Annotated in this window: 20 protein-coding genes; 11 read left to right on the top strand and 9 right to left on the bottom strand. The window is 68.2% G+C overall.

Features of this window, described 5'->3' with window-relative positions:
- Complete coding sequence (locus ACJH6I_RS19125) at positions 1–729, top strand: MBL fold metallo-hydrolase (protein ID WP_318984679.1); 729 nt, start codon at positions 1–3, stop codon at positions 727–729.
- On the opposite strand, the gene ACJH6I_RS19120 is transcribed toward ACJH6I_RS19125, so the two are convergent.
- Positions 726–2,186, bottom strand: a complete 1,461-nt coding sequence (locus ACJH6I_RS19120) for a DUF222 domain-containing protein (protein WP_318984680.1) — start codon at positions 2,184–2,186, stop codon at positions 726–728. The two genes, ACJH6I_RS19125 and ACJH6I_RS19120, sit on opposite strands and share 4 nt — an antisense overlap.
- Positions 2,187–2,768: 582 nt before the next feature.
- On the opposite strand from ACJH6I_RS19120, the gene ACJH6I_RS19115 reads away from it, so the two are divergent.
- Genes ACJH6I_RS19115 through ACJH6I_RS19095 form a run of 5 tightly spaced genes read left to right on the top strand, consistent with a single transcriptional unit; the run spans position 2,769 to position 8,753 of the window.
- A complete protein-coding gene (locus ACJH6I_RS19115; protein WP_318984681.1) occupies positions 2,769–4,244 on the top strand; it encodes an NAD(P)/FAD-dependent oxidoreductase in 1,476 nt (491 codons plus the stop codon).
- 14 nt (positions 4,245–4,258) lie between these two features.
- Positions 4,259–5,236 (top strand): alpha/beta hydrolase, encoded by a 978-nt coding sequence (locus ACJH6I_RS19110; RefSeq protein WP_318984682.1) that lies wholly within the window; start codon positions 4,259–4,261, stop codon positions 5,234–5,236.
- A gap of 51 nt (positions 5,237–5,287) precedes the next feature.
- Positions 5,288–8,137, top strand: coding sequence for an AMP-binding protein (locus tag ACJH6I_RS19105; RefSeq protein WP_226520500.1), 2,850 nt, complete (start codon positions 5,288–5,290; stop codon positions 8,135–8,137).
- A gap of 33 nt (positions 8,138–8,170) precedes the next feature.
- On the top strand, positions 8,171–8,437 hold the full coding sequence (locus ACJH6I_RS19100) for a hypothetical protein (protein WP_060999003.1): 267 nt from the start codon (positions 8,171–8,173) through the stop codon (positions 8,435–8,437).
- A gap of 19 nt (positions 8,438–8,456) precedes the next feature.
- Positions 8,457–8,753 carry a hypothetical protein gene (locus tag ACJH6I_RS19095; protein ID WP_020103971.1) on the top strand — a complete coding sequence of 99 codons (297 nt, stop codon included), beginning with the start codon at positions 8,457–8,459 and terminating at the stop codon, positions 8,751–8,753.
- Between the two features lie 5 nt (positions 8,754–8,758).
- Here the strand turns inward: ACJH6I_RS19095 and ACJH6I_RS19090 are convergent, their stop codons facing one another.
- Positions 8,759–10,516 (bottom strand): SulP family inorganic anion transporter, encoded by a 1,758-nt coding sequence (locus tag ACJH6I_RS19090; protein ID WP_406784399.1) that lies wholly within the window; start codon positions 10,514–10,516, stop codon positions 8,759–8,761.
- Complete coding sequence (locus ACJH6I_RS19085; protein WP_406784398.1) at positions 10,513–11,562, bottom strand: sulfate ABC transporter substrate-binding protein; 1,050 nt, start codon at positions 11,560–11,562, stop codon at positions 10,513–10,515. Before ACJH6I_RS19085 ends, ACJH6I_RS19090 begins: the two co-directional genes overlap by 4 nt.
- Positions 11,563–11,663: 101 nt before the next feature.
- On the opposite strand from ACJH6I_RS19085, the gene ACJH6I_RS19080 reads away from it, so the two are divergent.
- The 3 genes from ACJH6I_RS19080 to ACJH6I_RS19070 are packed head-to-tail and all read left to right on the top strand — an operon-like array spanning position 11,664 to position 13,550.
- Positions 11,664–12,209, top strand: a complete 546-nt coding sequence (locus ACJH6I_RS19080; RefSeq protein WP_406784397.1) for a hypothetical protein — start codon at positions 11,664–11,666, stop codon at positions 12,207–12,209.
- Between the two features lie 18 nt (positions 12,210–12,227).
- Complete coding sequence (locus tag ACJH6I_RS19075) at positions 12,228–13,157, top strand: LLM class F420-dependent oxidoreductase (protein WP_226520498.1); 930 nt, start codon at positions 12,228–12,230, stop codon at positions 13,155–13,157.
- Positions 13,158–13,163: 6 nt separating this feature from the next.
- Complete coding sequence (locus ACJH6I_RS19070; protein ID WP_064857505.1) at positions 13,164–13,550, top strand: hypothetical protein; 387 nt, start codon at positions 13,164–13,166, stop codon at positions 13,548–13,550.
- On the opposite strand, the gene ACJH6I_RS19065 is transcribed toward ACJH6I_RS19070, so the two are convergent.
- From ACJH6I_RS19065 to ACJH6I_RS19040, 6 genes are all read right to left on the bottom strand, one after another.
- Positions 13,547–14,788 carry a DUF445 domain-containing protein gene (locus ACJH6I_RS19065; RefSeq protein WP_064857548.1) on the bottom strand — a complete coding sequence of 414 codons (1,242 nt, stop codon included), beginning with the start codon at positions 14,786–14,788 and terminating at the stop codon, positions 13,547–13,549. The genes ACJH6I_RS19070 and ACJH6I_RS19065 overlap by 4 nt on opposite strands.
- Positions 14,788–15,471, bottom strand: coding sequence for an Abi-alpha family protein (locus ACJH6I_RS19060; RefSeq protein WP_406784396.1), 684 nt, complete (start codon positions 15,469–15,471; stop codon positions 14,788–14,790). The genes ACJH6I_RS19065 and ACJH6I_RS19060 overlap by 1 nt, the downstream gene beginning before the upstream one ends.
- A 51-nt stretch (positions 15,472–15,522) precedes the next feature.
- Positions 15,523–17,037: a dynamin-like GTPase family protein gene (locus tag ACJH6I_RS19055; RefSeq protein WP_135357228.1), complete on the bottom strand. Its 1,515-nt coding sequence runs from the start codon at positions 17,035–17,037 to the stop codon at positions 15,523–15,525.
- Positions 17,034–18,875, bottom strand: a complete 1,842-nt coding sequence (locus ACJH6I_RS19050) for a dynamin family protein (protein WP_406784395.1) — start codon at positions 18,873–18,875, stop codon at positions 17,034–17,036. The genes ACJH6I_RS19055 and ACJH6I_RS19050 overlap by 4 nt, the downstream gene beginning before the upstream one ends.
- A 96-nt stretch (positions 18,876–18,971) precedes the next feature.
- Positions 18,972–20,084: an IniB N-terminal domain-containing protein gene (locus ACJH6I_RS19045; protein WP_406784394.1), complete on the bottom strand. Its 1,113-nt coding sequence runs from the start codon at positions 20,082–20,084 to the stop codon at positions 18,972–18,974.
- Positions 20,085–20,338: 254 nt separating this feature from the next.
- A complete protein-coding gene (locus ACJH6I_RS19040) occupies positions 20,339–20,875 on the bottom strand; it encodes an Rv0340 family IniB-related protein (protein WP_293011955.1) in 537 nt (178 codons plus the stop codon).
- Between the two features lie 231 nt (positions 20,876–21,106).
- Here ACJH6I_RS19040 and ACJH6I_RS19035 point away from each other — a divergent pair, with 231 nt between their 5' ends.
- Positions 21,107–23,074: an Hsp70 family protein gene (locus tag ACJH6I_RS19035; RefSeq protein ID WP_406784393.1), complete on the top strand. Its 1,968-nt coding sequence runs from the start codon at positions 21,107–21,109 to the stop codon at positions 23,072–23,074.
- Positions 23,074–25,566, top strand: coding sequence for an isoniazid response ATPase/transcriptional regulator IniR (gene iniR / locus ACJH6I_RS19030; RefSeq protein ID WP_406784392.1), 2,493 nt, complete (start codon positions 23,074–23,076; stop codon positions 25,564–25,566). Before ACJH6I_RS19035 ends, iniR begins: the two co-directional genes overlap by 1 nt.
- The last annotated feature ends 111 nt before the right edge of the window (positions 25,567–25,677 follow it).

Below are 25,677 nucleotides of genomic sequence, written 5' to 3'. Positions count from 1 at the left end.
ATGAATGCCGACCCCCATACGGCAGTCGACGAGATTGCCCCCGACATCTACCGGCTCTCCACGTGGATTCCGGACATCACCGAGAACGGCTTCACGTTTAACCAGTTCCTCCTGACCGGCGACGAGCCCTTCCTCTTCCATTGCGGCCAACGACAACTGTTCCCCCTCGTCTCGGACGCCATCAGCCGGGTCATCCCACTGCCCACGTTGCGCTGGATCTCGTTCGGACACCTCGAAGCCGACGAATGCGGCGCGATGAACCTCATGCTGGCCGCCGCACCACATGCCGAGGTCGTCCACGGCGGTCTGGCTCTGATGCTGTCGTTGGTCGATATGTGCGACCGACCTCCCGTCCCCGCCCCGGACACGGCACTGGACATCGGCGGGCACCGGCTCAGATTCATTGCCACACCGCACGTTCCGCACAATTGGGAGGCGGGACTGTGGTTCGACGAGACGACCTCCACCCTGCTCGCCGGTGACCTCTTCACCCACACCGGACACTGCCCGGCGCTGACCGAATCCGATTGCGTGGCACCGGCGCTCGAGGCGGAAGCGATCTTCCACGCCACCGGACTGACGACGAACCTCGCACCGACGCTCGAGCAGCTCGCCGGGCTGAATCCCACGACACTCGCGCTCATGCACGGCTCGTCCTACACCGGCGACGGTGCGGCGCAGCTCCGAGCCCTCGCCGATGGGTACGCCGCAATGGCAGGCGCTCCCTAGAACGGCGCGGGTTCATTCCAGCCTTCTTCTGCTGCCCGGACCTTTTCGACTTCGATGCGGCGCAATTGTTCGTCTGCGATGCGTTCTTCGTTGGCCGTGCGTGCTTGGTTGATGAGTTGTTGGCGTTGCTGGGCGCGGGTGTGTTTGCGTTTGGGCATGCAGCGGCCGCGGGCTGGTGTGCGTGGCGGTTGTTCGGTGATGGTGGGTGTTCCGGTGGGGGTGGCCAGTTGTGGGTACCAGTGGGCGCCTTCGGGTTTGGTGATGTAGGTGTGCCCGGTGGGGGCGACCCACACGACGGTGCCGTCGGGGTATTGGTGGTCGGTCCAGCCGTGGAACGTTTTGAGCAAATGGTGGAACCGGCAGAGGCATTTGAGGTCCGAGGGGTGCGTCGGGCCGGCCGGGTAGGGGACGGTGTGGTCGAGGTCGCAGGCCTGCGCGGGCCGGTCACAGCCGGGGAAGCGGCAGGTCAGGTCCCGGCACCGCACGAACTCGGCCAGTTTGGCCGAGGGCCGGTACCGGGGTTCGGCCGCATCGGGCGGCAGGTCCACGTGGCGGATGGTCGCGCCGTCGGCGAGGCGGGCGACCTGCTCGGCGGGGATCTGTCCGTAGCCGGGCAGAAATCCCGGGGCCTGCCCGTCGAGCGCCTCGGGTGTGGCGATGACGTGGATGACCGGGCGGGGGCCGACGGTCGGGCCCAGCGGTTCGGCCGCGGCCGCGGCGGCGGCGGGGCAGTCGTCCTGTCCGCACTCGCACCGCAACCGGCCGCCGCGGGCGAGGGCGTCGATGGCCGCGGCACGGCGTTGATCATGGCTGCGCGGATCGTTGCGGCACACACTCTTGGCGAGGTCGTCGATTGCGGCGTCGAGTACCGCGGCGGTTGCGGCGTCGACCGTTCCGCAGATGCTCGCCGCGCCGGGGCCGCAGGTGCGGATGTCGAGGTAGCGGGCTTGTGAGGGGGGTGTGGGCGGGTGCACGCCGGCTTGGTCGGAGGCGGCGATGATGGCGTCGATGCGTTGTTCCATTTTCGGTTTCGACAACCGGCCCCACGCCACGATCTTGGCGGCGAGGTCGGCGTCGACCTGTCCGGCGACGTCGTCGTCGATGATCAGGTCGGTGCGGGCGACGATCATCGCGACCAGCACCGCATCGATCAGCCCTTTCGCATAGACGGCCGCGACTTTGGGTAGCCGGGTGCGCAGCATCACCGCCCGGTCCACCTGGGCCTGGGCTCGTTTGCGGGACACCCCGAGTGCGGCGGCGACCTCGACCACTAGGCCGGCATAGCCGTCGATCGCCCAGTACCGTTTTTCGATGTCGTCGTCGGGGGCCCGCAGTGCCCACAGGTCGCCGATCGCCGAGAGTCGGCGGGCGCCGGCGGCGTTCTCTTCGCGGGTGGCCAGGGTGATCGCGTCGACCGCCGCGGCCGCGGCGTGGGGATCACCATTCGATTCGCTCATACGTTCGAATGTAGACCCGCCCACCGACACGAAGGGTTGGTTGCGGCGGTCGGGCATCGTTGACGGTTAGGGCACCTAAACACAAGCGCTGCAGCACGATTGGGGTCCCGCGACCGGCACGGCCGGGGATCGTCTACGGTTAGCTCAACTAGCCATCCAACGCGCCGAGTGATGAGGACGAGACAACGGCGCGCAGAAGGCGGCGAGCCGCGCGGCTGGCGCCTCACACCGCTTAGGCGACCTAACCGTCGAGGATCGCAGCGCGGACGGCGGGTATCGGGGTCCGAGTCGGGGGCCGGGTTGGCACGAACTACCGAGCCCACCTAATCGTCGAGGATCGCAGCGCGGACCAGAGACCCGACAGCCCGAGTCGGGATGGGCTCGGCACGAACTACCGAGCCCACCTAACCGTCGACGATCCGTATCTGTATCCATGGACAGCGGGCCCGCCCGGTGACACCGGCCAGGCCCGGGACTCACAGTGCACGCGGTAAGCGCGACAAGTCTGCAAAACCTGGCGTGGACGCCGCATCGCACTACTAACGTCGCAGGTACACCCGCCGGACCGGCAAAGGAGTGCCCATGACAACCACCGCTCCCATCGACGTCCTGGTCATCGGCGCCGGGATCTCCGGCATCGGAATGGCGTATCACCTCAAGACTTTTCGCCCGGGCACGTCATTCGCGGTGCTGGAGGGACGAGACGCGATCGGCGGTACGTGGAGCCTGCATCAGTACCCGGGCATCCGGTCCGACTCGGACATGCCGACCTTCGGCTTCGGCTTCAAGCCATGGACGCACCGCAAGTCCATCGCCGACGGCCACATCATCCTCGACTACCTGCAGCAGACCGTCGAGGAGAACGACCTGGCCGGCCACATCCGGTTCGGCTACCACGTGGACTCGGCGAATTTCGATTCGCAACAAGGACTTTGGACCGTCAACACCACCCACGACGGGCACCCCAAGACCTTCACCTCGCGCTTCCTGTTCCTGGGCACCGGGTACTACGACTACGAGAACCCGTATATCCCCGACTTCCCCGGCCGCGATGATTTCGAGGGTCCGGTGATCCACCCTCAACTGTGGCCGAAGGATCTCGACTACACGGGTAAGAACGTCGTCGTCATCGGCAGCGGCGCCACCGCCGTCACGCTGATCCCGAACATGGCCGACAAGGCCGCGCACGTCACCATGCTGCAGCGGTCGCCGAGTTACGTGTTCTCGATACCGGCGTCCGACCCGATCGCCAACGTGCTCAACAAGGTGCTGGGCCATGAGCGGGCGTACAAGATCGTGCGACGCAAGAACATCTCGCTGAACCGCGGACTGTTCAAGATGTGCATGCGCTACCCGAAGGTGATGCGAAAGCTGCTGATCGCCAACGTTGCTCGGCAGTTACCCAAGAATTTCGACGTCGACACGCATTTCACCCCCAAGTACAACCCGTGGCAGCAGCGCCTGGCCATGGTGCCCGACGGCGACCTGTTCAAGATGGTCTCGTCGGGCAAGGCCTCGATCGTCACCGACCATATCGAGCGGTTCACCAAGCACGGCATCCTGCTGAAATCCGGGCAGGAGCTGGCCGCCGACATCATCATCTCGGCGACCGGATTGAACATGATCCCCTTCGGCAAGATCGAGCTGAGCGTCGACGGGCATCTGCTGCATCTCCCCGACCTCACCGTCTACAAGGCCATGATGCTGTCCGGCGTGCCCAATTTCGCGTTCGCCGTCGGCTACACCAACATCGCCTGGACGCTCAAGGTCGACCTGGTGTGCGAGCACTTCTGCCGCATGCTCGACTACATGGACGAGCACGGCTACGGCAAGGTGGTCCCGGTTCTGGAAGACGGAACCATGGAGCGAGTTCCGTTGTTGGACATGACCTCCGGGTACGTCCAGCGAGCCGTCGCGAAGTTCCCCCGCGGCGGTACCTACGGCCCATGGGCGTTCAAGCATGCCTACGAAATGGACCAGGAGCGGCTGCGCAACGGGCCCATCGAGGATCCAGCGCTCGTCTTCACGCCCGCCGCCGCACCGCTGTCCGTGGTCTGACCGAAGGAGCGATCATGACAACCGAGTTCTATTTCATCAGCCACGGCGAGCGTTGCGCCGCCTGGCATCTGACCGCAGACAATGACGCGCTGACCGGACAGAGCGGTCGGCCGTGTGTGGTCATGGCCCACGGCTTCGGCGGCACCCGCGACTCCGGCCTGATGGCGTTCGCCGAGCCGTTCGCGGCCGCCGGGATGGACGTGGTGCTGTTCGACTACCGGGGCTTCGGCGATTCCGAAGGTGAACCGCGCCAGGATGTTTCGGTCAAGAAGCAGCGTCAGGACTACCACGCCGCCATCGACGCGGCGCGGAACCTGCCGGGTGTCGACCGCGACCGCATCGCGCTGTGGGGCACGTCGTATTCGGGCGGGCACGTCATCGCCGTCGCTGCCGCGGACCAGCGGGTCGCCGCAGTCGTATCCCTGTGTCCCGCGACCGATGGCCTGGCCGCGCTGATGCAGGGGTACAAACAGGCTGGGCCCGGGCCGCTGGCCCGCTTGGTCGCGCACGGCCTGTTCGACGCCGCGGGGGCACGCCTCGGGCGCCGGCCGCACTACGTGCCCGTCACCGGGCAGCACGGCGACACCGCGGCACTCACCACGCCGGGCGCGGAAGAGGCCTACCTGGCCATGGCCGGACCCACCTGGCGCAACGAGTTCGCGGCCCGCACGGTGCTCGAGATGGCGTTCAACCGGCCGACCGTCCACGCCAGCCAGCTGGAATGCCCGCTGCTGGTGCAGGTCGGCACCAATGACCGCATCGCACCGCCGGATGCCGCTCGCCGCGCCGCGAAAAAGGCCGGGTACCTGGCCCATCTGGTCGAGTACCCCGCCGACCATTTCGATTTCTACGACGGCCCCTGCCATGAGGCGGCCCTCGCCGACGAGCTGACGTTCCTGACCCGCGTCCTCGATCCGATCCGCTCGACCGACGTGCATTTGCGGTCGACCAACCCGCCGGCGCCGCGACTGGCGGTCAAACTGCCGTGGTGAACGCATCCGCTTGGCATGATCCTCACCGAGTGTTGAGCGAAAGGGCGGACCGTGATCTTCGACAGGGTTGTGGCGACGACGCGTAACTGGCTGGAAGTCGCCCGCTACGGCGGGTTGGAGACGGGCGAGGAGCCGTCACCGTACGACGTCGTCGCCCAGGGCCGCATCCACAAGCTGCGGCGCTACCGCACCACCGGTGAGGCGGGCCGCCCCCAGGTGCTGCTGGTGCCGCCGCTGATGCTCACCGCCGATGTGTTCGACGTATCGCCGCAGGCCAGCGGCGTCCGCACCCTGATCGAGAACGGCATCGACCCGTGGGTCATCGACTTCGGCTCACCGGAGAAGGAAGCCGGCGGCCTGGAGCGCAACCTGGGTGATCACGTGCTGGCGGTCGATGCGGCCATCGATGAGATGCGCACCTTGACGGGCGGCGACGTCCACCTTGCCGGCTACTCGCAGGGCGGCATGTTCTGCTACCAGACGTCGGCGTACCGGCGCAGCGTCGGCATCGCCAGCGTCATCACCTTCGGCAGCCCGGTCGATCTCAGCAAAACCGCACCGATGGGCGTCCCGGCAGAAATCGCCATCCCCGGCATGGGGTTCGTCATGGAGAACGTGCTGCGGGGCCGGTCCGTGCCGGGCTGGGCGACGCGGCTCGGGTTCCAGTTGCTCGACCCCGTGAAAGCGGTGACGGGCCAATTGCAGTTCCTGGCCGCACTACACGACCGCGATGCCCTGCTGCCCCGGGAAGGGCAACGCCGCTACCTGATGAACGACGGCTGGGTGGCGTGGCCCGGCCCGGCGCTCGCCGAGTTCCTGCAGCAGTTCCTGGTTCACAACCGGATGCTGCGGGGCGGATTCAGCATCGCCGGACGGCCGGTCACGCTCGCCGACATCACGTCGCCGATTCTGGCGTTCGTCGGCGATGTCGACGAGATCGCCCCGCCGGCCTCGGTGCGCGGGATCCTGGGCGCGGCACCGCGCGCGGACATCTACGAAAGTACTTTGCACGCAGGGCATTTCGGGTTGGTCGTGGGAAGTACCGCGACGTCGCACACCTGGCCTCTCGTCGCTGACTGGATGCGGTATGCCGAGGGCAAGGGTCCGCAGCCGGAGCACGTCACGAAAGTCGACACCACGTCCGCGGCCGCCGAAGCGGCGCCGGCGGGACAGGGCGAGGGAGTCCAGACCCTGATCGACGCCGGTCGCATGGTCGCCGGTTCCGTCGCACGTTCGGTCGGCGACGTGCGGGGCATGTTCGGCACGGTGTCGCGCCAGATGCCGCGTCTGGCGCGCATCCGGAAATTGGATGCGAACACCCGAATCTCGTTGGCGCTCTTGTTCGATGAGCAGGCGCAGCAGGCGCCCAACGACGTCAGCTTCATGTACGAGGACCGCAGCTACACCTACGGCGAGAACAAGGTCCGCATCGACGCGGTGGTGCGCGGCCTGCTCGCCGCGGGCGTGCGCGCCGGTGAGCACGTCGGCGTGTTGATGGGCACGCGCCCGTCGGCGCTGGCGGTGGTGACGGCACTCAACCGCATCGGTGCGGTGGCCGTGATGCTGCGTCCCGGCGCCGATACCGCGCGTGAGGTCGAGCTCGGCAGGGTCAACCGCGTCATCGCCGACCCCGAACATTCCGAGGCAGACTTCGCCGGCCGTCCGCTGCACACATTCCTGTTGGACACCCCGTACCTCAATCGGGACCGCACCCTGACGGCTCTCGAGATCGGCGAGACCAATGCCGTGCGCATCCCCGATTGGTACCGCCCCAACCCGGGCCGCGCCGGTGAGCTCGCGTTCATCTTCTTCGGCGGTCCCGATGACGACCCGCGTCCCATCCGAGTCACCAACGGCCGCTTCGGTTTGTCGGCCTACGGCACCGCGACGTCGGCGACGCTCAACAACTCCGACACCGTCTACTGCATCAACCCGATCTACCACACCTCCGGCCTCCTGACCGGGATCGGCGGTGCGGTCGCGGGTGGTAGCCGACTGGCGATGGCCACCGATCTGGACCCGACCACATTCTGGACCGAAGTCCGCCGGTACGGCGTGACCATCGTCTGCTACACGTGGGCGCAGTTGCGGCCGCTGGTCAACGCCGCCCCGCAGCCCGCCGAACGCAATCACTCGGTGCGGCTGTTCGTCGGCTCCGGTATGCCGCGCGGCCTGTGGCGCCGGGTGCTGGACCGGTTCGCCCCGGCCGGTGTCCTCGACTTCTGGTCCACCAGTGAGGGCGAGGCCATCCTGGCCAACGTCAACCCGGCCAAGCCCGGGTCGCTGGGCCGGCCGCTCCCGGGCAGCGCGACCGTCGAGGTCGTGCGATGGGATCCCGAAGCGCAGCAAGTCATTTCGGGCGCCGACGGGTACGCCATCCGGTGCGCCCCCGACGAGACCGGTCTGCTGCTGGTGAAGATCAGTTCCGCCACCACCGCGTCGGCGCCGCCGTTACGCAATCTGTTCGAGGCCGGCGACGCCTGGTTCTCCAGCGGCAGCCTGGTCAACCGGGACGCCGACGGTGACTACTGGCTGATCGACTCCGTCGACACCCAGATCCGCACCGCCGACGACGTGGTGGCGTCCCTGCCCATCACCGCGGCCATCGGCAAGCTGCCGGCCGTCGACCTGGTACACACCTTCGGCGTCGCCACCGACGACGCCGAAGTGGCGGTCGCGGCACTTTCACTGGTGGACGGGCAGGACGTCTCCGCCGCCGACCTGGACGAGGCGCTCGCGAGCCTGCCTGCCGAGCAACGGCCCGCGTTCGTCCGCGTCGTCGACGAGGTGCCGATGACGCCGTGGCACCGCCCCGTCGCCGGTCCGCTGCGCCGCGATCCGCTGCCCCCGCCCGGCCGTTACTTCACCCGGACAGACGACGGCAGTTACAAGGAAAGCTGACGCCGGACTGACAGAGTCGTCAATACTCTTCCCATGAAGAAATCCGTTGCTGCAGTGCTGTTCCTGCTGGCGTCCGCGGCCGTCCCGGCCGTCGGCGCCCCGGCCGCGCACGCCGATGTGTGCGGCAGCGTCGGCGGTCGCCACGTCAGTGCCGGTGGGTGCACGAACGTCGCGGGCGACGCGGCGGTGGCCGCGGCGGCTCCCGAGGACGCGGCCGCCCAGGCCGCCGCCGGCCGGCCGCCGTGCTACACCCCGGCCGGGGTGCCCTACTACACGCCGGGTGACTTGCCTTGTAACTGAGCCCCTTTAGGCTGGCGGCATGCACAAGTCACTGCAGCGTGCCGCCGTCATCGCCGCGGCCGCCTTGGCGCCCATGGCCATCACTGCCGCGATCGCTCCGGCCGTGAGCAACGCCGACTGCGACAACGGCACCTGGTGGGACCCGGTGCAGAACCGCTGCCAGGCCCCACTGGTGCAGAACTGCCCCGGCGGCTGGTGGGACCCGAACATCAACAGCTGCCGTCCGCCGGTGTCGACGACGCCGCTCGACTGCCGCGACGGCGCGTGGTGGGACCCGATCAACAACATCTGCCGGCCGCCGCTGCTGCCGCAGTAGTCGCCTCAGACGAGGTAGTACAGCTCGTCGCTGCTGCTGGCGCCACCGGGAACCAGCCGTGACTCCGCGTAGCGGACCGCCTTGAGCGTTGCCGAGAACTCCTTGTCCTCTTCCGGGAAGATGCGCTCGTCCGGGAACCACGTGCGCAGCCCGACGTTGCTGAGGAGGTCCAGGGTGTCGGGCCGAACCCCGGCCAGCAGGACGGTGACACCCAACTCGGCGAGGTCATGCAGGAACCGCTCGACCCGCTCGATGCCGACCGCGTCGGGGTTGCGGGCCCGTTTGAGACGGAGCACGACGAACTGGGTGCCTTCGGCCTTGACCCGCTCGGTGAGCGCGTCCAGTGCACGCTCGATTTCCGGTGCTGCACCGAAGAACAACTCTCCTTCGAGGTCGTAGATGAGCACCGACGGGTTGTCGGGCTCATCGCCGACCCGTTCCCGGACCACGCGTTCGGGCGTGACCACCAACTCGGCGATCTTTAGCTTCGAGGCCCGCGGCACGAACAGCAGGATCGACAACGCGACGCCGAGCAGCACTGCCTTGTCCAGGTCGATGACCACACCGGTGATCGCCGTGACGATCACCAGACCGGCGTCGTAGCGAGACGCTTTGACCGTGCGCACAAGTCGATGGAAGTCGACCAGACGCACTGCGGTGACGAGCAGCAAGCCCGCCAGTGCCGCCTTCGGGATGTAACTCAGCAGCGGCGCGAACAGCAGCAGTGCGCCGGCCACTGCCACCGACGCGATGACGCCGGAGAACCGGGTGGCCGCGCCCGCCTGGAAGTTGATCGCAGACCGCGACAGCGAACCCGAACCGGGCAGGCTCTGGAAGAAGCCGCCGGTGAGGTTGGCCAGCCCTTCCGCCACGATCTGCCGGTTGTAATCGATCTTCTGCTGCGTCTGGTGCGCAATGGCTTTCGCAATCGACAGCGCCTCGATCAAGCCGATGAATGCGACCGCCAACGCGCCCTCCGACAGGTGCGGCAGCCAGTCCCAATGCACCACCGGAATGTGGAAGTCGGGCAGGCTGGCGGGAATCTTCCCGGTGATCGACACCGCGGTCTTGCCCCCGTGGCCGGGCGTCGACCAACCCGAGAAGTAGGCGATCAGAGCGGCAAGCACCAACACGGCAAGCATGTCGAGCTGCGGCCAGCCGTAGCGCTGCACCAACTTTCGGAGCACCACTGCCGCGACGACAGCGGTGACGCTCAGGACGACGGCTCGGTAGTTGATCGCGTCGCCGTGGAACAGCGTGAGGTAGGTGCGGTACAGCACCTGCATGTTGCCGTTGCCGCGGTCCTTGACCCCGACCGCATTTCCCAACTGGCCCAAAGCAAGGAGGAACGCGGCTGCCGCCATGAACCCGACGATCACCGACTCCGAGATGTAGCGGGTCAGATCGCCCAGTTTGAACACCGAGATCAGGATCTGAATGGTGCCCACCAGCACGCCGAGCACGAACAGCGCCTCGAACAGTTCGGTGCGGTTCTCCGGATCGATGAACGCCAAGGAGCTGAAAACCAACAGCGAGATGGCACTGGTGGGTCCGTTGATCAGGTGTGATGACGAACCGAATATCGAAGCGATGAGCGTCACCACGATGGCAGAGAAGACACCGTATTTGGGGTCGACGCCGGCAATGAGCGCGTAGGCCATGCCTTGCGGCAGCGCGATGGCGGCCACCGTGAGACCGGCGATGAGATCACGCCGAGCGAGGGTGCGGTCGTAGTTGAGGTTCAGGTTCGAAAGCAGGCTCACGATCCCACCACCGTTCGCTGCGCAGGAAGATGAATGGTGTCGACGATTCCGTTGTCGCCGAAGAACTTTTCGGCGGCGTCGTCCCAGTCCTTGGCGATCGCGGACACCGGGAACAGCGCGATGTCCGGCAACTGAGCCTGGTACCTGGCCTGGATCTGTGGGTTGATCGAGCGGTACCCGTACTTCGCGATCACGTCCTGAGCCGGGTCGGTGAACAGGTAGTTCAGGTAGGCCTTCGCGTAGGCCTCGGTCTTCTTCCCGGCCACGTTCGCATCGACCCAGGCCACTGCGGGCTCAGCCTTGATGCTCACCGGCGGATACACGATCTGCAGCTCGCCCGGTGCCGCGGCCACCTCCCGGATGGCTTCGTTCTCCCACGTCAGGTGCACATCGCCGATCTTCTGCACGGCGAAGCTGGTGGCCGCGCCGCGCGCGCCCTCGTCGGCGACGGCGACGTGCTCGAACAACGCCGTCAGATAGTCGTGGGCCGCTGCCTCGGAGCCCCCGCGGGTCGTCACCGATCCCCATCCGGCCAGCACGCTGAGCTTGCCGTTGCCCGACGTCCGCGGGTCCGGGGTCACCACCGAGACATCGTCCTTGACCAGGTCCGGCCAGTCATGGATGTTCTTCGGGTTGTCCTTGCGGACCACGAACACGATGGTCGACGTGTAGGGGACCGAGTTGTTGGGCAGCCGGTGCTGCCAGTCCTTGGCGATCAGCCCGCGCTTGGCCAGCTTGTCGACGTCGCTGACCAAGGCCAGTGAGACCACACCGGCTTTCGACGTCCCGTCGATGACGTTGCGCGCCTGTCGGCCGGACCCGCCGTGCGACTGACTGATGTCTACGGTGACTCCGTTCTGCTTGCGGTACTGCGCGACGAATTGCGGGTCCAGCGCGGCATACAGCTCGCGTGTCGGGTCGTACGACACGTTGAGCAGTGCATCCGGCGACGGACCGTGAATGTTCTTGAACCCGATCAGAACTCCGGCGGCCGCGATGGCGACGACGCCGACCACACCGAGCGGGGATATGTGTTTTCTGCTCATCGTCACCTCTGTTCGCTACGGAGGATCGACGTTAGGCAGCGCGGCACGCCGGGGCAGCGGTCTGGATCAGCGCGATCGGATCTCCCGTAGCCTGATGGCCGATGAACCACACACGGCTCACCATGTCTGCCACCGCCGCGCTCGCGGCCGTGCTGCTCGCCGGCTGCGACAGCACCACCCCCGGAAGCCCGAAGTCGGGGCTGCCCAGTGGAGAAACGTCTGCGGCGAGCACACCGACGCCGAGTGAGAAGGCGGTCCGCCCGGTTCCGGTCAGCCCCATCCCGGTACCGAGCGCCGTGCCGCCGACCGCGCAGGCCCTCGCCCCGCAGAACGGCTACGTCTTCATCGCGACGAAGTCCGGCCAGACGCGGTGCCAGCTCAACGCGACCGCTGTCGACTGCGAGTCGAACTTCGCCAACGCGCCGCAGGTCAACGGGGAGACCGCGCGCGGAGTCCGGGTCACCGCCGACGGCAAATTGTCTTGGGGGCTGGGCAATCTCGGTGCCATCCCGACCGTGACGATCGACTACCAGACGTACTCGGCGGTGGGTTGGACGATCCTCGCCGGTGCCGAGGGCACGCGCTTCACCAATGCCGGCACCGGCCACGGGATGTTCGTCTCGACGGCGGGCGTGAAGGCGTTCTGATTCATTAGGCTGGGCGTCATGGACTTCCGGGTATTCGTCGAACCGCAGCAGGGTGCCACCTACGCCGACCAGCTCGCCGTCGCTCAGGCCGCCGAAAGGCTCGGTTACTCAGCGTTTTTCCGATCCGACCATTACCTGGCCATGGCCGGCGACGGGCTGCCCGGGCCCACCGACTCGTGGGTGACGCTCGGCGGTATCGCCCGCGAGACCAGCACCATCCGGCTCGGCACCATGGTCACCTCGGCGACGTTCCGGTACCCCGGACCACTTGCCATCGCCGTCGCGCAGGTCGACGAAATGAGCGGTGGCCGTGTGGAATTGGGGCTCGGCGCCGGGTGGTTCGCCGAGGAGCACGAGGCCTACGCCATCCCGTTCCCGGCCCTGGGCGAGCGCTTCGACCGGCTCGAAGAACAACTGCAGATCATCACGGGCTTCTGGGACACGCCGGTCGGCGAGCACTTCGACTTCGCGGGCAAGCACTACACCGTCAAGAACTCCCCGGCCCTGCCCAAGCCGGCGCAGGCCCACCCGCCGGTGATCATCGGCGGCGGCGGCGCCAAGCGGACCCCGGCGCTGGCCGCCAAGTTCGCCGCCGAGTTCAACATTCCGTTCGTCGACATCGACACCCTGACCACTCAGTTCGGCCGGGTGCGGGCAGCCGTCGACGCAGCGGGCCGGGCGCCCGAAAGCATCACGTACTCGGCGGCTTTCGTACTGTGCGCGGGTAAGGACGAGGCGGAGATCGCCCGCCGGGCCGCCGCCATCGGCCGCGAGGTCGACGAGATGCGCGGCAACTCCCCCACTGTCGGCACACCGGCCGAGATCGTCGACAAGCTCGCGCCGTTCATCGCGGCCGGGGTCGAGCGCATCTACCTGCAGGTGCTGGACATGGCCGATCTCGACCACATCGACTTCTTCAGCAGGGAGATCATTCCCCAGCTACGCTGACCGGCCATGACCGAGCGGCCGTGGCATGAGCGCACCCCTCACCTCGTGGGTGCCAGCATCGCCGCGCTCGCGGCCATCGCGTTGCTGTACTTCGCCGGGACGTGGTTGACGCGGCACTACAACCAGCCGCAGCCACCGCCGGTGCCTGTCATCGTGACCGACCCGGTCCACTCGTCGTCGACAACAGTCGTCACCACCACGACGTCCACCAGCTACTCGTCGGTCACCCCGTCCACGACGGACATCGACATGCCGCCCACGACGGAGACGACGGACACCACGTCCGAGACGTCCACCCCGCGGGGCGACAGCACGACCACCAGCCGCACCACGACGTCGACGTCCATCACCCAGTCCCGGCGCACGCACCCGCCGGGACCGCGCCCGCACTAGTGCGTGAAGAACTCGATCATCAGCACCTGCAGCTCACCGACGCAGCCACCGAGGATGGCGCCGATGGCGATCATCAACGGCTCGTCGTCCTTGAACACGGGCCGCAGAATCGACTCGTATTCCTCGTTGGTGAGCTGATTCATCTTGTCGATGATCGTGCGCTCGAGGTCGATCTTGCTCATGGCGTAGTCCTGGGCGTCCAGCAGCGTGGCCGGCAACCGCTCCACCACCAGGTCGACGATCCTGTCCTTCAGCGCGTTGTACTTCGACGTACCGACCGCGAACTTGACGACCGTGCCCGTGAAGCCACCGATCTCGCTGTCGATGGCGGCCTCGACTTCGCGCGCGATCATCGCGAACAGCTTGTCGGCACCCGGACCCTTGAGAATGCCGTCATACAGGATGTCCGGCGCGAACAGGTCCTCGGAAAGGATGCGGGCGTAGTCCGCGGTGATCTTCTCGCGCTGGGCGTGCAGCAGCCCCTGGAACTTGATGAAGCCCAGGTACTTTGTCGGCTTGACGGGCCGGAACAGCATGTTGAGCGCGATGTAGTCGCTGACCAGACCGATGCCGAAACCGAACGCCGGCATGATCCACGGCAGTTTGAAGATGGCCCAGACGAACATCTGGGCCGTACCGATGATCAGACCGAAGTAGATGCCGCTGCGCCGCACGAACGCCATGGCGTCGTCGGACAGGCCGCGCATCAGCTTGTTGAGCTTCTCCTTGTTGCGCACCAGCGTGGTGACCGCGAGGAACTGGAGGTCGACGAATCGGCTCAGGTCCGACTGCATCTCGTTCAGCATCTTCTCGGTGATGCGCGGCGCCTGCGAGTGGATGCGATTGAGGATGGCCTGGCGCCCGGCCTCCGGCAGGGAATCCCACAGGCCCGGCCGAATCTCCTCCGCGACGTCGCGGGCGATGTCGTTGATCGACGCCGACAACGGTTCGCGCAGCACCTCGACAGCCTCTTTGGCGTCGATCCGGGACAACAGTTCCTCGGGTTTGAGCAGATTCGCGGTGAGCAGCTCGATCGTGGTGGAGCCGACCTTGCCGGCCCGGCGCGGGATGATGCCCTGCCAGCCGATCGGGCCGATGCCCTTGAACTCCAGCGGCCGGTAGATCATCTCCATCGCGACGATCTTGGTGCTCCAGCCCACGAACGCCGCCACGAGCGGCATGGAGAAGTAGATGATCCAGTGCGCGCGAAAGTCGACGAGGATCTCGGTCAATGACATCAGCGCCACCCGTCTTGGTCGTCCTCCGCGGTGGCGGCGGCCCACAGCGATCGGCCGAGCGGCGACAGCGTCAACGTCAGCTTCTCCACCTTGGCGGGTAGCGGACCCTTCGACGCGGCCTTGATCGCGTTGAGGACGATGGTCTCAGCCATCAACACCTCGTACTCGGTTTTCAGCGCGGAATCCTCCGGGCCGATCTCCACGAGGCGCAGCGCCAGCAAATGCCCGACGTACTGCGGCGTCATCGACGGCAGGGCGACGTTCGCCGTCCGGCCGACCAGCGCCGCGTTCTCCAGCACCGCCTTGCGAGTCCGGTCGTACACGTTGACCAAGGGTGAGACGGAGCCGTCGGACAGGGCGCCGACGATGCGGGCCTCATCGGCCACCAGCTGATCGAGCAGATGGTGGTACAGCTCGGTCTGACTGCCCGCGGTGTTCTGGTCGAGCGCCCGGTTGAGCAGCTGGCTCATCTTGGAGTTGAGCGACTCGTCGCCGGGGGCCGGTTTCGGCGCGTCGGCGGCCGCGACGACGTCGTCGGCACCGTCCTCGGGTTCCAGTTCGTTGAGGCCTTTGCGCAGGGCGCCGACGATCTGCTGCTCGGTCCAGCTGTAGACGTCCAGGCCGAGTCGAGCGGCGTCCACCGCGCGTCCTACCAGGCCGAAGGGATCAAACGATTGAGCCACCCGCAAACGGTAGCCGCGCGGGGCACCAAATTGCCAACGATCTCGAATATCTCACCTTCCCTGCGCCGCGTAGTCGGCCACCAGGGCCTCGGCGCTGCGCACGGCGGCCCGGCAGGCGCGCGCGGTGAAGGGGTCGTTGAGCGGGTGATCGGCCCGCCGGCGCCACCGCTGTACCGCCGCGAAGGCCGCCCGCGGGCCGTCGTACGGCGCGTCGTTGCTCAGCCCCAGCCGGCTCGCCGCATCAGTTCCGGAGCCGCCGATGATGCGGCGCAGGGAGGCCATCTCGTCGTCGTTCAATGTGGTTGGCCGGGACCGCAATTGACCGAGCAGTCGCAGTTCTTCGAACGCGTGCGTGTCGGCCAGCAGCGGATCGATGTCCGCCAGGATGAACGGCGTCGCGTAGATGGGATTGGCCTCCACGAAGCGCCGCAGCGAGCGCAACGCGGTGTGCGCCTTGAGCATGTCGGCGCGCTGCGCGAATTGCTGATCGATGACGTCGCGCAGGGCCACCAACCCGCTGCGGTCCAGCAGTTCGTCGGCCAGCCCCTGAGAGTCGGTCACGCCGGCGCGCAGCACCGCGATCGCGATCCGGATGCCGAACATGCCGAACCGGTCCAGCAGCGCGGCCCGGGTGATGGCGTCCACCGGCAGCGAATCATCCTGCCGGGCAAAGCGATCCGCCGACAACATGGCCTTGGTCAAGGCGGTGGCGCCGTCACCGTCCAGGGCCGCGAGCTTCTGCAGGGCCGTGAACTCACTCTGCTGCAAGGTGCGCGCGGTCAGCGCCAGCAGCCCCGATACCGGGACGACGGCCTGGCAGACGCCGGTCCGGTCCAGCTCCGCGGTGAACCGGGTGGCCACCTCACGGGCCGACATCATCGCGTCGATGCGTCCGGCCCCGATCTCGTCGGCGCGAGATGCGACCCCGATGACGCCGAGGGCACCCGAGCCACTGCCGACGAGTTCCCCGATCTGCTTGAGCAGCGCGATGTCCGGCGCGTTGAGGGTGCGCAGCAGGAAGACCACGGCGTCCACCCGCGGCACGCCGTCTCGTGGCACCAGGAGTTGGAGTGTGCGGTCGGAGACATCACGCGACAGCGACGACGTCCCCGGTGTGTCGATGATGGTCGTCTGTTCCAATTCGGCTGCGGGCCACTGCACATCGAGGTCGACGATGTCCCCCACATTGGCCGCGCCCTGCGCGCCGGAATAGCGCGCCAGGTCGAAGGTCAGGCCGTCACCGCGGGTGATCGGCACGTCGGTACGGCGGCCGTCCCGATGGTTGGCGGTGACGCGGGGCGTCATGCCATGGCGGAACCAGGTGACCAGGCGGGTGGCCTCGGTGGCGTCAGTGGGCGCAATCTCCTCGCCCACAAGCGCATTCACGAGCGTCGACTTGCCGGCCTTGAGGGTGCCGGCCAGGGCGATGCGGATCGGCTGATCGAGCCGGCGGCCGATCCAGTCCAGTTCGGCCAGGGCCTGCGGCCGGTGCTGGTAGACGGGATCGGACCGGTAGGCCGAGATGACGCCGCCCAGGATGGCGCGGACGCGTGCGCTCGTGCTCACTGCGCCAGGGCCGGAGTCAGTTTCACCGCGTTGTCGATGACCTGGCGCAGAATGTTCAACTGCCGCTCCAGTTCCCGCACGCGGTTGTCGCGCTCGCCGGCTTCGATCTGCGCCGCGGCGAGGGTCGCCTGCAGCGACTCGTTGAGCGAGCGGGTGGTCTGATTGGCGATGCCCCGGTAGTGATCGCGCAAGTGGCGCTGGATGTTTCGCAGCCGGTCCCGCGACTCCTTGCCGACGGCGAACGACACGTCGTCGACGAACCGGCGGACGTTCATCTTCGCCTCGCCGCGCACCCGCAGCATGCGGTTCTCCATGTCTTCCTTGTAGGCCTTGCGGCCCAGCACAAGTCCGGCGCCCAGCGACAGCGGGTTGAACATGCCGAGCCCGGCGAACGAGGTCAGCATGCCGAACATCAGCACACCACCGTAGGACCCGCGCATCCCGGTGATCACCTTGTGCCCGGCCCGGATCGGCTCGGACTCCAGTCGCGCCACCGGGTTGAACTCGCCCAGGCCGGCGCCCATGTCGCGGGCCCTGACCTCGGCCAGTTCGACCGAATCCAGCCCGGCCTCGACGAACGTGCGGGCCACCTCCGCGGCCAATGCCTCGGCGCGCTGGTGCGCCCAGACGAAGTTGTCGCCGACGGCGGTCGCGACGACGTTCTCCAACTCGGCGCCGATCTCGGCCCAGTGCTGGGTGGGATCGCAGCCGTCGATGACGCGCTCGGTGTGCGCGGTGATGTTGCGGAACCGGTTGCGCAGGTCGTGGTCGACGTCGGCGGTCAGGTCGGCGATGCCGTCGTTGAGCACCTGCTGCCAGAGTGCGGTCTGCTGCAACGCATTCTGGGCGTCTTCCTTCTTCTGCTCCAACTCGGCCTTGATGCGCTCGATCTTCTCGGGGTCGTTGATCGCCGCGAGTTCGGTGGACACGGCCAGGGTGAGATGTTCGGCGGCCGCGTGGATTTCGGTGACCACCTGATCCTTGATGCGGTCGTTCTCGCGACTGAGCACCTTCTCGGTGAGGAACTTGATGATCGCCGGGAAGTTGGACTCGTCGTTGAGCTCTTTGTCGTTCAGCGCCAGCGCGTGGGTGCGCAGCGCGGAAGAAACCGGAGCCACGGGGACGTTGAGCCGCGCGCGCTGCAGATGCGCGGCGTTGGCCGCGACGATCTCGCGCCAGTGCGGGTACAGGTCGGTCTTGGTGGCGACAATCGTTGCCACCGGGCAGATTTCGACGGCCTGCCGGATGAACGTGAGCTCCGGCTCGGTGAACTCCTGGCTGGTGTCACTGACCATCAGGAGGGCGTCGGCGTCGGGCAGCAGCCCGAGAGTGGCCGACAGGTGCGGCTGCCCCAGCCCGCCTACACCGGGGGTGTCGACAAAGGTGAGGCCGCCTTTGAGCATCGGGCTCGGCGCCGCCACCTCGACGCGCAGCACCTGACGACCTTGGGCCTGCGGGGCGTGACGCAGATCGGTCGACAGTTGGTTGGGCGGAATGGCGACGACGGACGGATCGGCGCCTTCCTGAGCGGGGGCCAGCACCAGTTCGGCGGCCGCCGCGTCCCCGTAGTGGACGACGGTGGTGAGCACCGTGCTCTCGTCATCGCCGACGCGGGCGACCGGCATGTTCAGCAACGAGTTCAGCAACTGGCTCTTGCCCTGCTTGAGCTGTCCGGCGATGACCACCCGGATCTGCGGATCGCTGATCCGGGTCTTGGCCGCCAGCAACCGCTGCGCCAGGTCTTCGCGGTCGTTGAGGCCTGCGATCCGGCTGGTGTGGTCGATCAACTCGACGATCACCGCGACCGGGCGCGGGTTCGCCTCGTTCGGCTGCGTCACTGGGCTCTCCTCGACTGCATTCTCACTGTCTAACGGTATGCGCAAACATCCGGCGGGGCCTGTAGGTGGCCCCGCCGGACGGTTTGTCGCGATCGATCAGTGCATGTGCGGATCGACGTGGGTGGTGTGGCTGAAATCGGTCGTGGTGTGGGTTTCGGTCGGTGCGTAGGTGTTCATGCTGGCCTCGTGCACCGAGCTGTCGGCAACCGTGCTGTGCACCGAGTTGTCGGCGCTCAGGTCGGTGTGGGTGGTGTTCCCGCTGCCGATGTTGGTGTGGGTGCTGTTGCCGCTACCGATGCTGGTGTTGGCCGTGTTCCCGCTGTTCAGGCTGGTGTTCACCGTCGAGGAGTGCGACGAGTCGTCGATGACGCTCTTGTTGCCGCTGCCCAGGTCGCCACCGACGGTGGTCTGGTTGCCACCGACGTGCGTCGACGAGGTGTTGCCGTCGTTGATGACGATGTTGCCGCCGCTGCCCCCGCTGCCACCGCTGGCGTGGCCGCCACCGATCAGGCCGCCGCCGGCGCTGGCGCCGCCGCCGTTGCCGCCACCGGTGTTGACGTCGTTGACCACCGGACCCGAGTTGCCCTGGATGATGTGGCCGCCCGCGGTCTGCGAGTTGTCGGTCGCGTGGTTGCCGGTCCCGACGATCACCGGGGAGTGGCTGCCGGTCAGGATGTCGCCGTTGGTGACGGTGTTGCCGTCGCCCTGCACGGCGCCCTTGCCGCTGGCGATGTCACCGTGGTTGTTGCCCGCGATGTTGACGCCGCCGTCGCCCTGCTGGACGTGGCTGCCACCGAGGGTGATGTCACCGAAGCCCAGGTTGAACGCACCCTGCTGGGCGTTGGCGCCGGCGTGCTGGTCGGGGCTCAGCACCGGGATGTTGTTGCCGCTGGCCACCGGCACGTTGTTGTTGCTCGCGAAGTCGGTGTTGGGAGCGAAGGTCGGCTGCGAGACGAAGCCGGTCTGCGGGGAGAACGGCGAGGACATGCTGTAGTAGTCCGAGACCGCGTTCTGCAGGCCGACGACCGGGTCGCCGCCACCGAGCACGACGCCGGCGGGAACGGCGCTCGCGGCGACCGAGGCGAGCTGCGCGGAGGTGACACCGGCGAGGCCGGCGTCGCGCATGGTCTGCTCGGGGTTCGCGACGAACGAGCTCGCGACGGTCGGGAAGCGGAACAGGTCGATGATGAATTCGATCAGGCTGGTCATTGGAGTCCCTTTCGTTGGGTGTTGCTCTGTGGAAGTTCTCTCGCCGCTGTCCGGCGAACTGAGAACAACGTTAGGGGCCGTCAAGGGCCGTGCAAACGGGGCAACCACCCCTACCCCCAACGAAACTTAGTGGGGTATCCACGCTCCCCCTATTAGGGGATTAGGGGATGGCTAGGGTGTTTGCTGAATGTGCGGTGGGAGAACACAAAACGCCGGTGGCCATGGCGGCCACCGGCGTTTCGGGGATGAGCTGGTCAGCTGAAGAAGTCGAAGTCCTGATGATGCTCGACACCGGCCGACGGGTCTGCGGTGTCGACGGGGTGCCAGTCGAGCACACCCGGATCGGAGAGCTGCCCGGCATCGACGACCGGGACGTCGCCGTGCAGGCCCAGATCGTCGGACACCGCCAGGTCCGGCACGGCCTCGTGGGCCGGCAGGACCGGGCCGCTGTCGAATCCGCCGAGGTCAGGGTCAGAAATCACCTGCGGCGACACCACCGTCGGCACATGTGTGTCGAAGGCGTCGAACGCATCGAACGCCGCGGTGGCGGCACCGCTGGTCCAGACGTTGACGCCGGGATCGTCGAATCCGGCGGTCGGCACGCCACCCGCCACGGAGGACACCGTGCCCAGGGATTCGGACACGACCGGGATCAGGTGCGCGACATCCGCCGTGGTGACGCCACTGAGGTTGGCGTCGGCGATGGCACCGGCAGGGTCGGCGGCGTAGTGGGCAGCCACGTCGGGGTCACGGACGACCGACATGACGAAATCCAGTAGCGGATTTGCCATGGCACCTGCTCCTTTCTGGGGACCCGTTGATAACTATTTCGATGCTATCGCCGATAAAGCTCCTGGAGATCGGTGCTGACCCCAGCACCCGACGTCACCCGTTAGGGGCACTCCCGTTAGGGATTCACCAATCGTTAGGGGATTGTGTCCCACCCCCAGGCCGCCAGCGCATAGGGTGGCCCCAGTCCGACTACATGCAAGTTCGATAGCGCGTCAAAGGAGTGGACGTTTATGAGCCTCGGTTTGTCGATCGGCCAGACCAATCTGGTGGCCGTGCCGGCCGGGCGACCGCCGCTGAGCCGTCGCGCGATCCTGGCCCTGTACCCGGACCGGCCCGCCGAAGTCGGCATCCCCACCCAGCCGGGCGGCCTCGTGCTGACCGGGTTCGTGGAGCGCGTCGGCGACCCGATCCCCCTGATCGCCCCGGACGGTTCGGCGCATCGCGGCGAAGCCGTCCTGGCCGAGGCCCTCGACTCCATGGCCCGCACCGCGGGTGGCGGCGCCCCGATCGTCATCGCCGCCCCCGCGCACTGGGGCATGTCCACCATCGGCGCACTCTCCGCGGCGCTGCGCGGCAAGCCGGGCCTGGCCGCCGCACCCGTGGTCTCCGATGCGGCCGCGGCCCTGGCCGGCCTCAAGGCCGGGTCCGGACTGCCCGACCACGGCGTGGTGGCACTCTGCGATTTCGGTGGCAGCGGCACCAGCGTGACCATCGCCGACGCCGCGACGCTGAGCCAGATCGGCGAGACCGTGCGTTATCCGGAGTTCTCCGGAGACCTGGTGGACCAGGCCCTGCTGAACCACGTCATCGCCGGCATCAGCGACTCGTCCGACGCGGATCCGGCCGGCACCGCGGCCGTCGGCTCGCTGTCCCAGCTGCGCGACCAGTGCCGGCAGGCCAAGGAGCGCCTCTCGTCGGAGACGGCAACGTCGGTCAACGCCAATCTGCCAGGCTTCGCGTCGGCGCTGCGCATCACCCGCCCTGAGCTGGAGCGGCTGCTCGAACCTGCGCTGGCGGGGCTGCTCGCCGTCCTGCAGGAAACCCTGCAGCGCAACCAGATTCCGGCCGGCGTCCTGACCGCCGTGGCCACTGCCGGTGGCGGTGCATCGATTCCGATTGTCACGCAACGACTTTCCGAGCACTTCCGGGTTCCGGTCGTGACCTCGCCGCAGCCGGCGCTCACCGCCGCCGGCGGCGCCCCGCTGGTCGATCAGCGCACCATGAGCGCCGACGCCCCGACGGGCATGGCCCCCACCATGGGCTGGGCCGCGGGCCCGGCAGGCTGGGCAGGCGGCCCCGAGACCATGGCTGCCCCGGTACCGCCCGTGGACGCGAACCCCTCTTCGACCGTCGGGCCGTCGCTGGCCTGGTCTGACGACGAGGAACCCGGCGCGGCCGTCGGCCCCGCTGATTTTGCGACCGGCTATGCCGAGGCGGCGCCCTTCGGCGAGACCACCGCCCGGCCGGCGATGGACTTCGCCCACGAAGAAGAGGACAACCTGCCCGACGTGGCGCCGGTGCCCTGGTACCGGCGCCCACCGCTGATCTTCGGCGCGGCCGCCGCGGCGTTCCTGGTCGCCGGCGGCAGCTGGGCCGCGGTCGGGCTCACCAGCAACGACACCCCGTCCGGCCCGGTGACCGTCGACGTCACCACCACCATCACCGGCCCCGACGGCTCCATCACCACGAGCACCTATAAGGCCACCAAGTCCGTTGTGACACAGACGAATCCGAACGGCCAGGTGGAGACCTCGACGGTGACCAACCCGGTCACCACCACCACGGACGCGCCGACCACCACCACGACCACCACCGATCCGTCGACCACGAGCTCGACCACCAGCTCGACGACGACCACGACCACCACCACGACGACAACAACCCCGTCGACGACGACCACGACCACGACGACGCCGCCCACCACGACCACCACCCAGCCGCCCACGACGACGCAACCGCCGACGACGACGCAGCCGCCCACCACCACGCAGCCGCCGCCGACCACGACGAAGCCGCCGACGACGCAGCCGCCCAGCACGCAGACGCCGACGGCGGCGCCGTCGACCCAGGCGCCCAGCTCAGAGCACACGGCCGAGCAGCCCAAGACGGCGTCGTTGGCATCGGCGTCAGCACCCGCCGCGTCGGCACCCGCGGCGTCGGCGCCTGTCACCTCTGTCCCCTCGGCATCGACCAGCTGATGACCGCAGCGGCCGGCACGTCGCTGGTGCTCGGCGGTATCGGCAGCGGCAAGACCACCGCGCTGGAAGCGGTGCGAAAGACGTTGCGGGCCAACGGCACGACGATGCTCGCGCGGGTCCCTAAGCCCGGTGAGGCACCGGAGGCGGCAATCGTCATCGACGACGCCCAGCTGCTGTCCCCGGCAGAGCTGGACGCGCTGACCGAGCTGGCCGGCGACCCGGCCCGCACCGTGGTGGTCAGCGCCGAGCCGTTGGCACACGAGCCCGCGCTCAACGCCCTCACCACCACGCTGAGCCGGCAGCACCCGCCGATCCAGCTGGCGCCGATGACGCCCCGTGAGATCAATGAGGCGCTGGGCCGCGCCGGCGTCCCCGGCACCCAGGTGCCCGCCCTGATCGCCGGCACCGGTGGCATCCCGCTGCTGGTGTACTCGGCGCTGTCGGCCCTGGCCTCGGGCGCCGATCCGATCCGGGCCGCGTCCGTCGCGTTGAGCGAGCGGCTGCGCAGGCTGGACGAGCACCTGCTGGACACGTTGTTGTTGTGTTCGCTCAGCCCCGAACTGGGACCCGACGACATCGCCGCCGCCCTGCAACTGCCCGGCAACGACGCGGCCGTCCTGATGGACCGGGCCCGCGCCAGTGGCCTGCTGTCCGCCTCGTTGCACCCCCGGTTCATCGACACCTTGCACCGGTGCCTCACCCGACTGGTCGGTGCCGCGCGGCACCGCGAGACCGAATGCCGGTTACTGCGTTCGCAGATCGAATCTGTCACCCTGTCAACCGAATTGGCGCTGAAGCTGGCCGAGCACGGCACCGTCGATGACCTGCTGGCGGCCGACCTGATCCACCGCGCCGGATCCGCCGCGCCGCGTCAGGCAGCGCGCCTGTACCGCGCCGCGGCCCGCGCCGGCACCGCTCCGGCCGACGTCCACCTCGCCGACGCTCTCGCCGTCACCGGCGACTGCACGACGGCCGGCGCCCTGGCCGACGAACTGCTCACCGCCGACGACGTCGCCGTCCGCGCGCAGGCCGTGCGTATCGCGGCCAGTGTCGCCATGCACGACGGCGCTGCCGCGCACGCCGCGGATCTGTTCCGGTGGCTCGGCCCCGATGCCGATCCGTTCGTGGCCGCCGCGGGCGCCGTGGTCGGTGTCGCCACGGCCGACGCGGACCTGGCCCGGGCCTGTCTGCAGGCCGAGAACTCAAATCCGCCAACGTCTTCCGCGCGTGCGGCGCGCGGTATGGCAGAGGGCATGCTGCTGACGCTCGACCAGCCGTTCGCCGTCGCGATGGCACGCCTCACGCAGGCCCTCGGGTCCGCCAACGGCGTCCACTCGGTCGCACCGGACAGCCCCGCGGCACTGCTGAGCCTCGTCGCCCTGCACGGCGGCGACGCTGTCCGCGCGCGCAGCGTCATCGGCCGGGCCATCCGAACCGGTGGCGGCGATGCGGGTTTCACCGGTCTGCGCCACCGGCTGCTGCTCGGCTGGATCCGCATGCTCGACGGCCAACTCGATTCGGCGGTGCCGGCTTTGGGCGCCCCGGAGATCGCCGACCTGCACCGGCGCGACGCGCTGTGGTTCACCGCGCTGCAGACCGCGGTCGCACGGCGCAGCGGCGACACCGGCGCCCTGCAGAAGCACTGGTACGCGGCCATGGAAGTGCTGGCCGAATACTCCCTGGACCTGTTCGCACTGCTGCCGCTCGGCGAGTTGTGGGTCGCTGCAGCGCGGTTGCAGCAGCTCGACCAGCTGCGCCAACCGCTGGCCGAGGCGTTCGGACTGCTACGGGCCGCCGGCAATCCGGCGCTCTGGGCGGTGCCGCTGCACTGGGCGGGCGTGCACGCCGGCATCCTGGCCAACGCGCCCGAGGCCGTCGCCCCGCACGGGCAGGCGCTGGCCGCCGCCAGCCGGGCCGAGGGCGCACACGGCGCCTACGCCACCGCGCTCGCCGCCGCCGGCCGCGCGTGGCTGCGGGTCCTGGCCGACGGCGTCGACGCCGCGGAGGTGACGGCGGCCGCCCGCGGGCTGGCGCGATTCGGGCTGACGTGGGATGCCACGCGCCTGGCCAGTCAGGCCGCGTTGCATTCGGCGGACGGCCGCATCTCCGGTGCGATGCTGCAGCTGGCGCGCGACCTCAAGCAGGACGCGGCCCTCGAGGCCGCGGCCGATCCCATCGAGCCCGCGGCCCCGGCTATTCCGCGTGAGCCCGTTGCGGGCGCAGATGTGCGCAACACCACACCACCTCCTGCCTCGGGTGACGCTCGGGCCACAGCTGCCGCAACGCCCGCCTGGACACGGCTGTCCGACCGCGAGCGCGAGGTCGCCGAACTGGTGCTGCAGGGCATGCCGTACCGCGATATCGGGGCCCGGCTGCTCATCTCAGCGAAGACCGTCGAACACCACGTCGCCCGCATTCGCCGCAGGTTGGGGGCCGAATCACGGTCAGAGATGTTGTCGATGCTGCGGGCGCTGCTCGTCGAGAAAGCCTGACGCCGTCCATATATAAGGAAGCGCGTGGCCAGCGCTTGAACGAGGCCGATTCTGGGTAATGAAGCGAGCGCGTAGTCGCAGCTCAAGTTAGGACAGCCTTGCTAGCGTGCG

The organism is Mycobacterium sp. SMC-13, assembly GCF_045311035.1.
Classification (GTDB): Bacteria; Actinomycetota; Actinomycetes; order Mycobacteriales; family Mycobacteriaceae; genus Mycobacterium.
The sequence above is the reverse complement of the archived record's forward strand: the minus strand, read 5'-3'. Positions and strand labels throughout refer to the sequence as shown.

Bases quoted from the DNA above. Each gene is read 5' to 3' on its own strand.
- ACJH6I_RS19100 (WP_060999003.1), top strand. From the start codon at position 8,171: ATGAAGAAATCCGTTGCTGCAGTGCTGTTCCTGCTGGCGTCCGCGGCC.
- ACJH6I_RS19120 (WP_318984680.1), bottom strand. From the start codon at position 2,186: ATGAGCGAATCGAATGGTGATCCCCACGCCGCGGCCGCGGCGGTCGAC.
- ACJH6I_RS19035 (WP_406784393.1), top strand. From the start codon at position 21,107: ATGAGCCTCGGTTTGTCGATCGGCCAGACCAATCTGGTGGCCGTGCCG.
- ACJH6I_RS19040 (WP_293011955.1), bottom strand. From the start codon at position 20,875: ATGGCAAATCCGCTACTGGATTTCGTCATGTCGGTCGTCCGTGACCCC.
- ACJH6I_RS19045 (WP_406784394.1), bottom strand. From the start codon at position 20,084: ATGACCAGCCTGATCGAATTCATCATCGACCTGTTCCGCTTCCCGACC.
- ACJH6I_RS19110 (WP_318984682.1), top strand. From the start codon at position 4,259: ATGACAACCGAGTTCTATTTCATCAGCCACGGCGAGCGTTGCGCCGCC.
- ACJH6I_RS19065 (WP_064857548.1), bottom strand. From the start codon at position 14,788: ATGTCATTGACCGAGATCCTCGTCGACTTTCGCGCGCACTGGATCATC.
- ACJH6I_RS19085 (WP_406784398.1), bottom strand. From the start codon at position 11,562: ATGAGCAGAAAACACATATCCCCGCTCGGTGTGGTCGGCGTCGTCGCC.
- ACJH6I_RS19080 (WP_406784397.1), top strand. From the start codon at position 11,664: ATGAACCACACACGGCTCACCATGTCTGCCACCGCCGCGCTCGCGGCC.
- iniR (WP_406784392.1), top strand. From the start codon at position 23,074: ATGACCGCAGCGGCCGGCACGTCGCTGGTGCTCGGCGGTATCGGCAGC.
- ACJH6I_RS19075 (WP_226520498.1), top strand. From the start codon at position 12,228: ATGGACTTCCGGGTATTCGTCGAACCGCAGCAGGGTGCCACCTACGCC.
- ACJH6I_RS19070 (WP_064857505.1), top strand. From the start codon at position 13,164: ATGACCGAGCGGCCGTGGCATGAGCGCACCCCTCACCTCGTGGGTGCC.
- ACJH6I_RS19115 (WP_318984681.1), top strand. From the start codon at position 2,769: ATGACAACCACCGCTCCCATCGACGTCCTGGTCATCGGCGCCGGGATC.
- ACJH6I_RS19125 (WP_318984679.1), top strand. From the start codon at position 1: ATGAATGCCGACCCCCATACGGCAGTCGACGAGATTGCCCCCGACATC.
- ACJH6I_RS19095 (WP_020103971.1), top strand. From the start codon at position 8,457: ATGCACAAGTCACTGCAGCGTGCCGCCGTCATCGCCGCGGCCGCCTTG.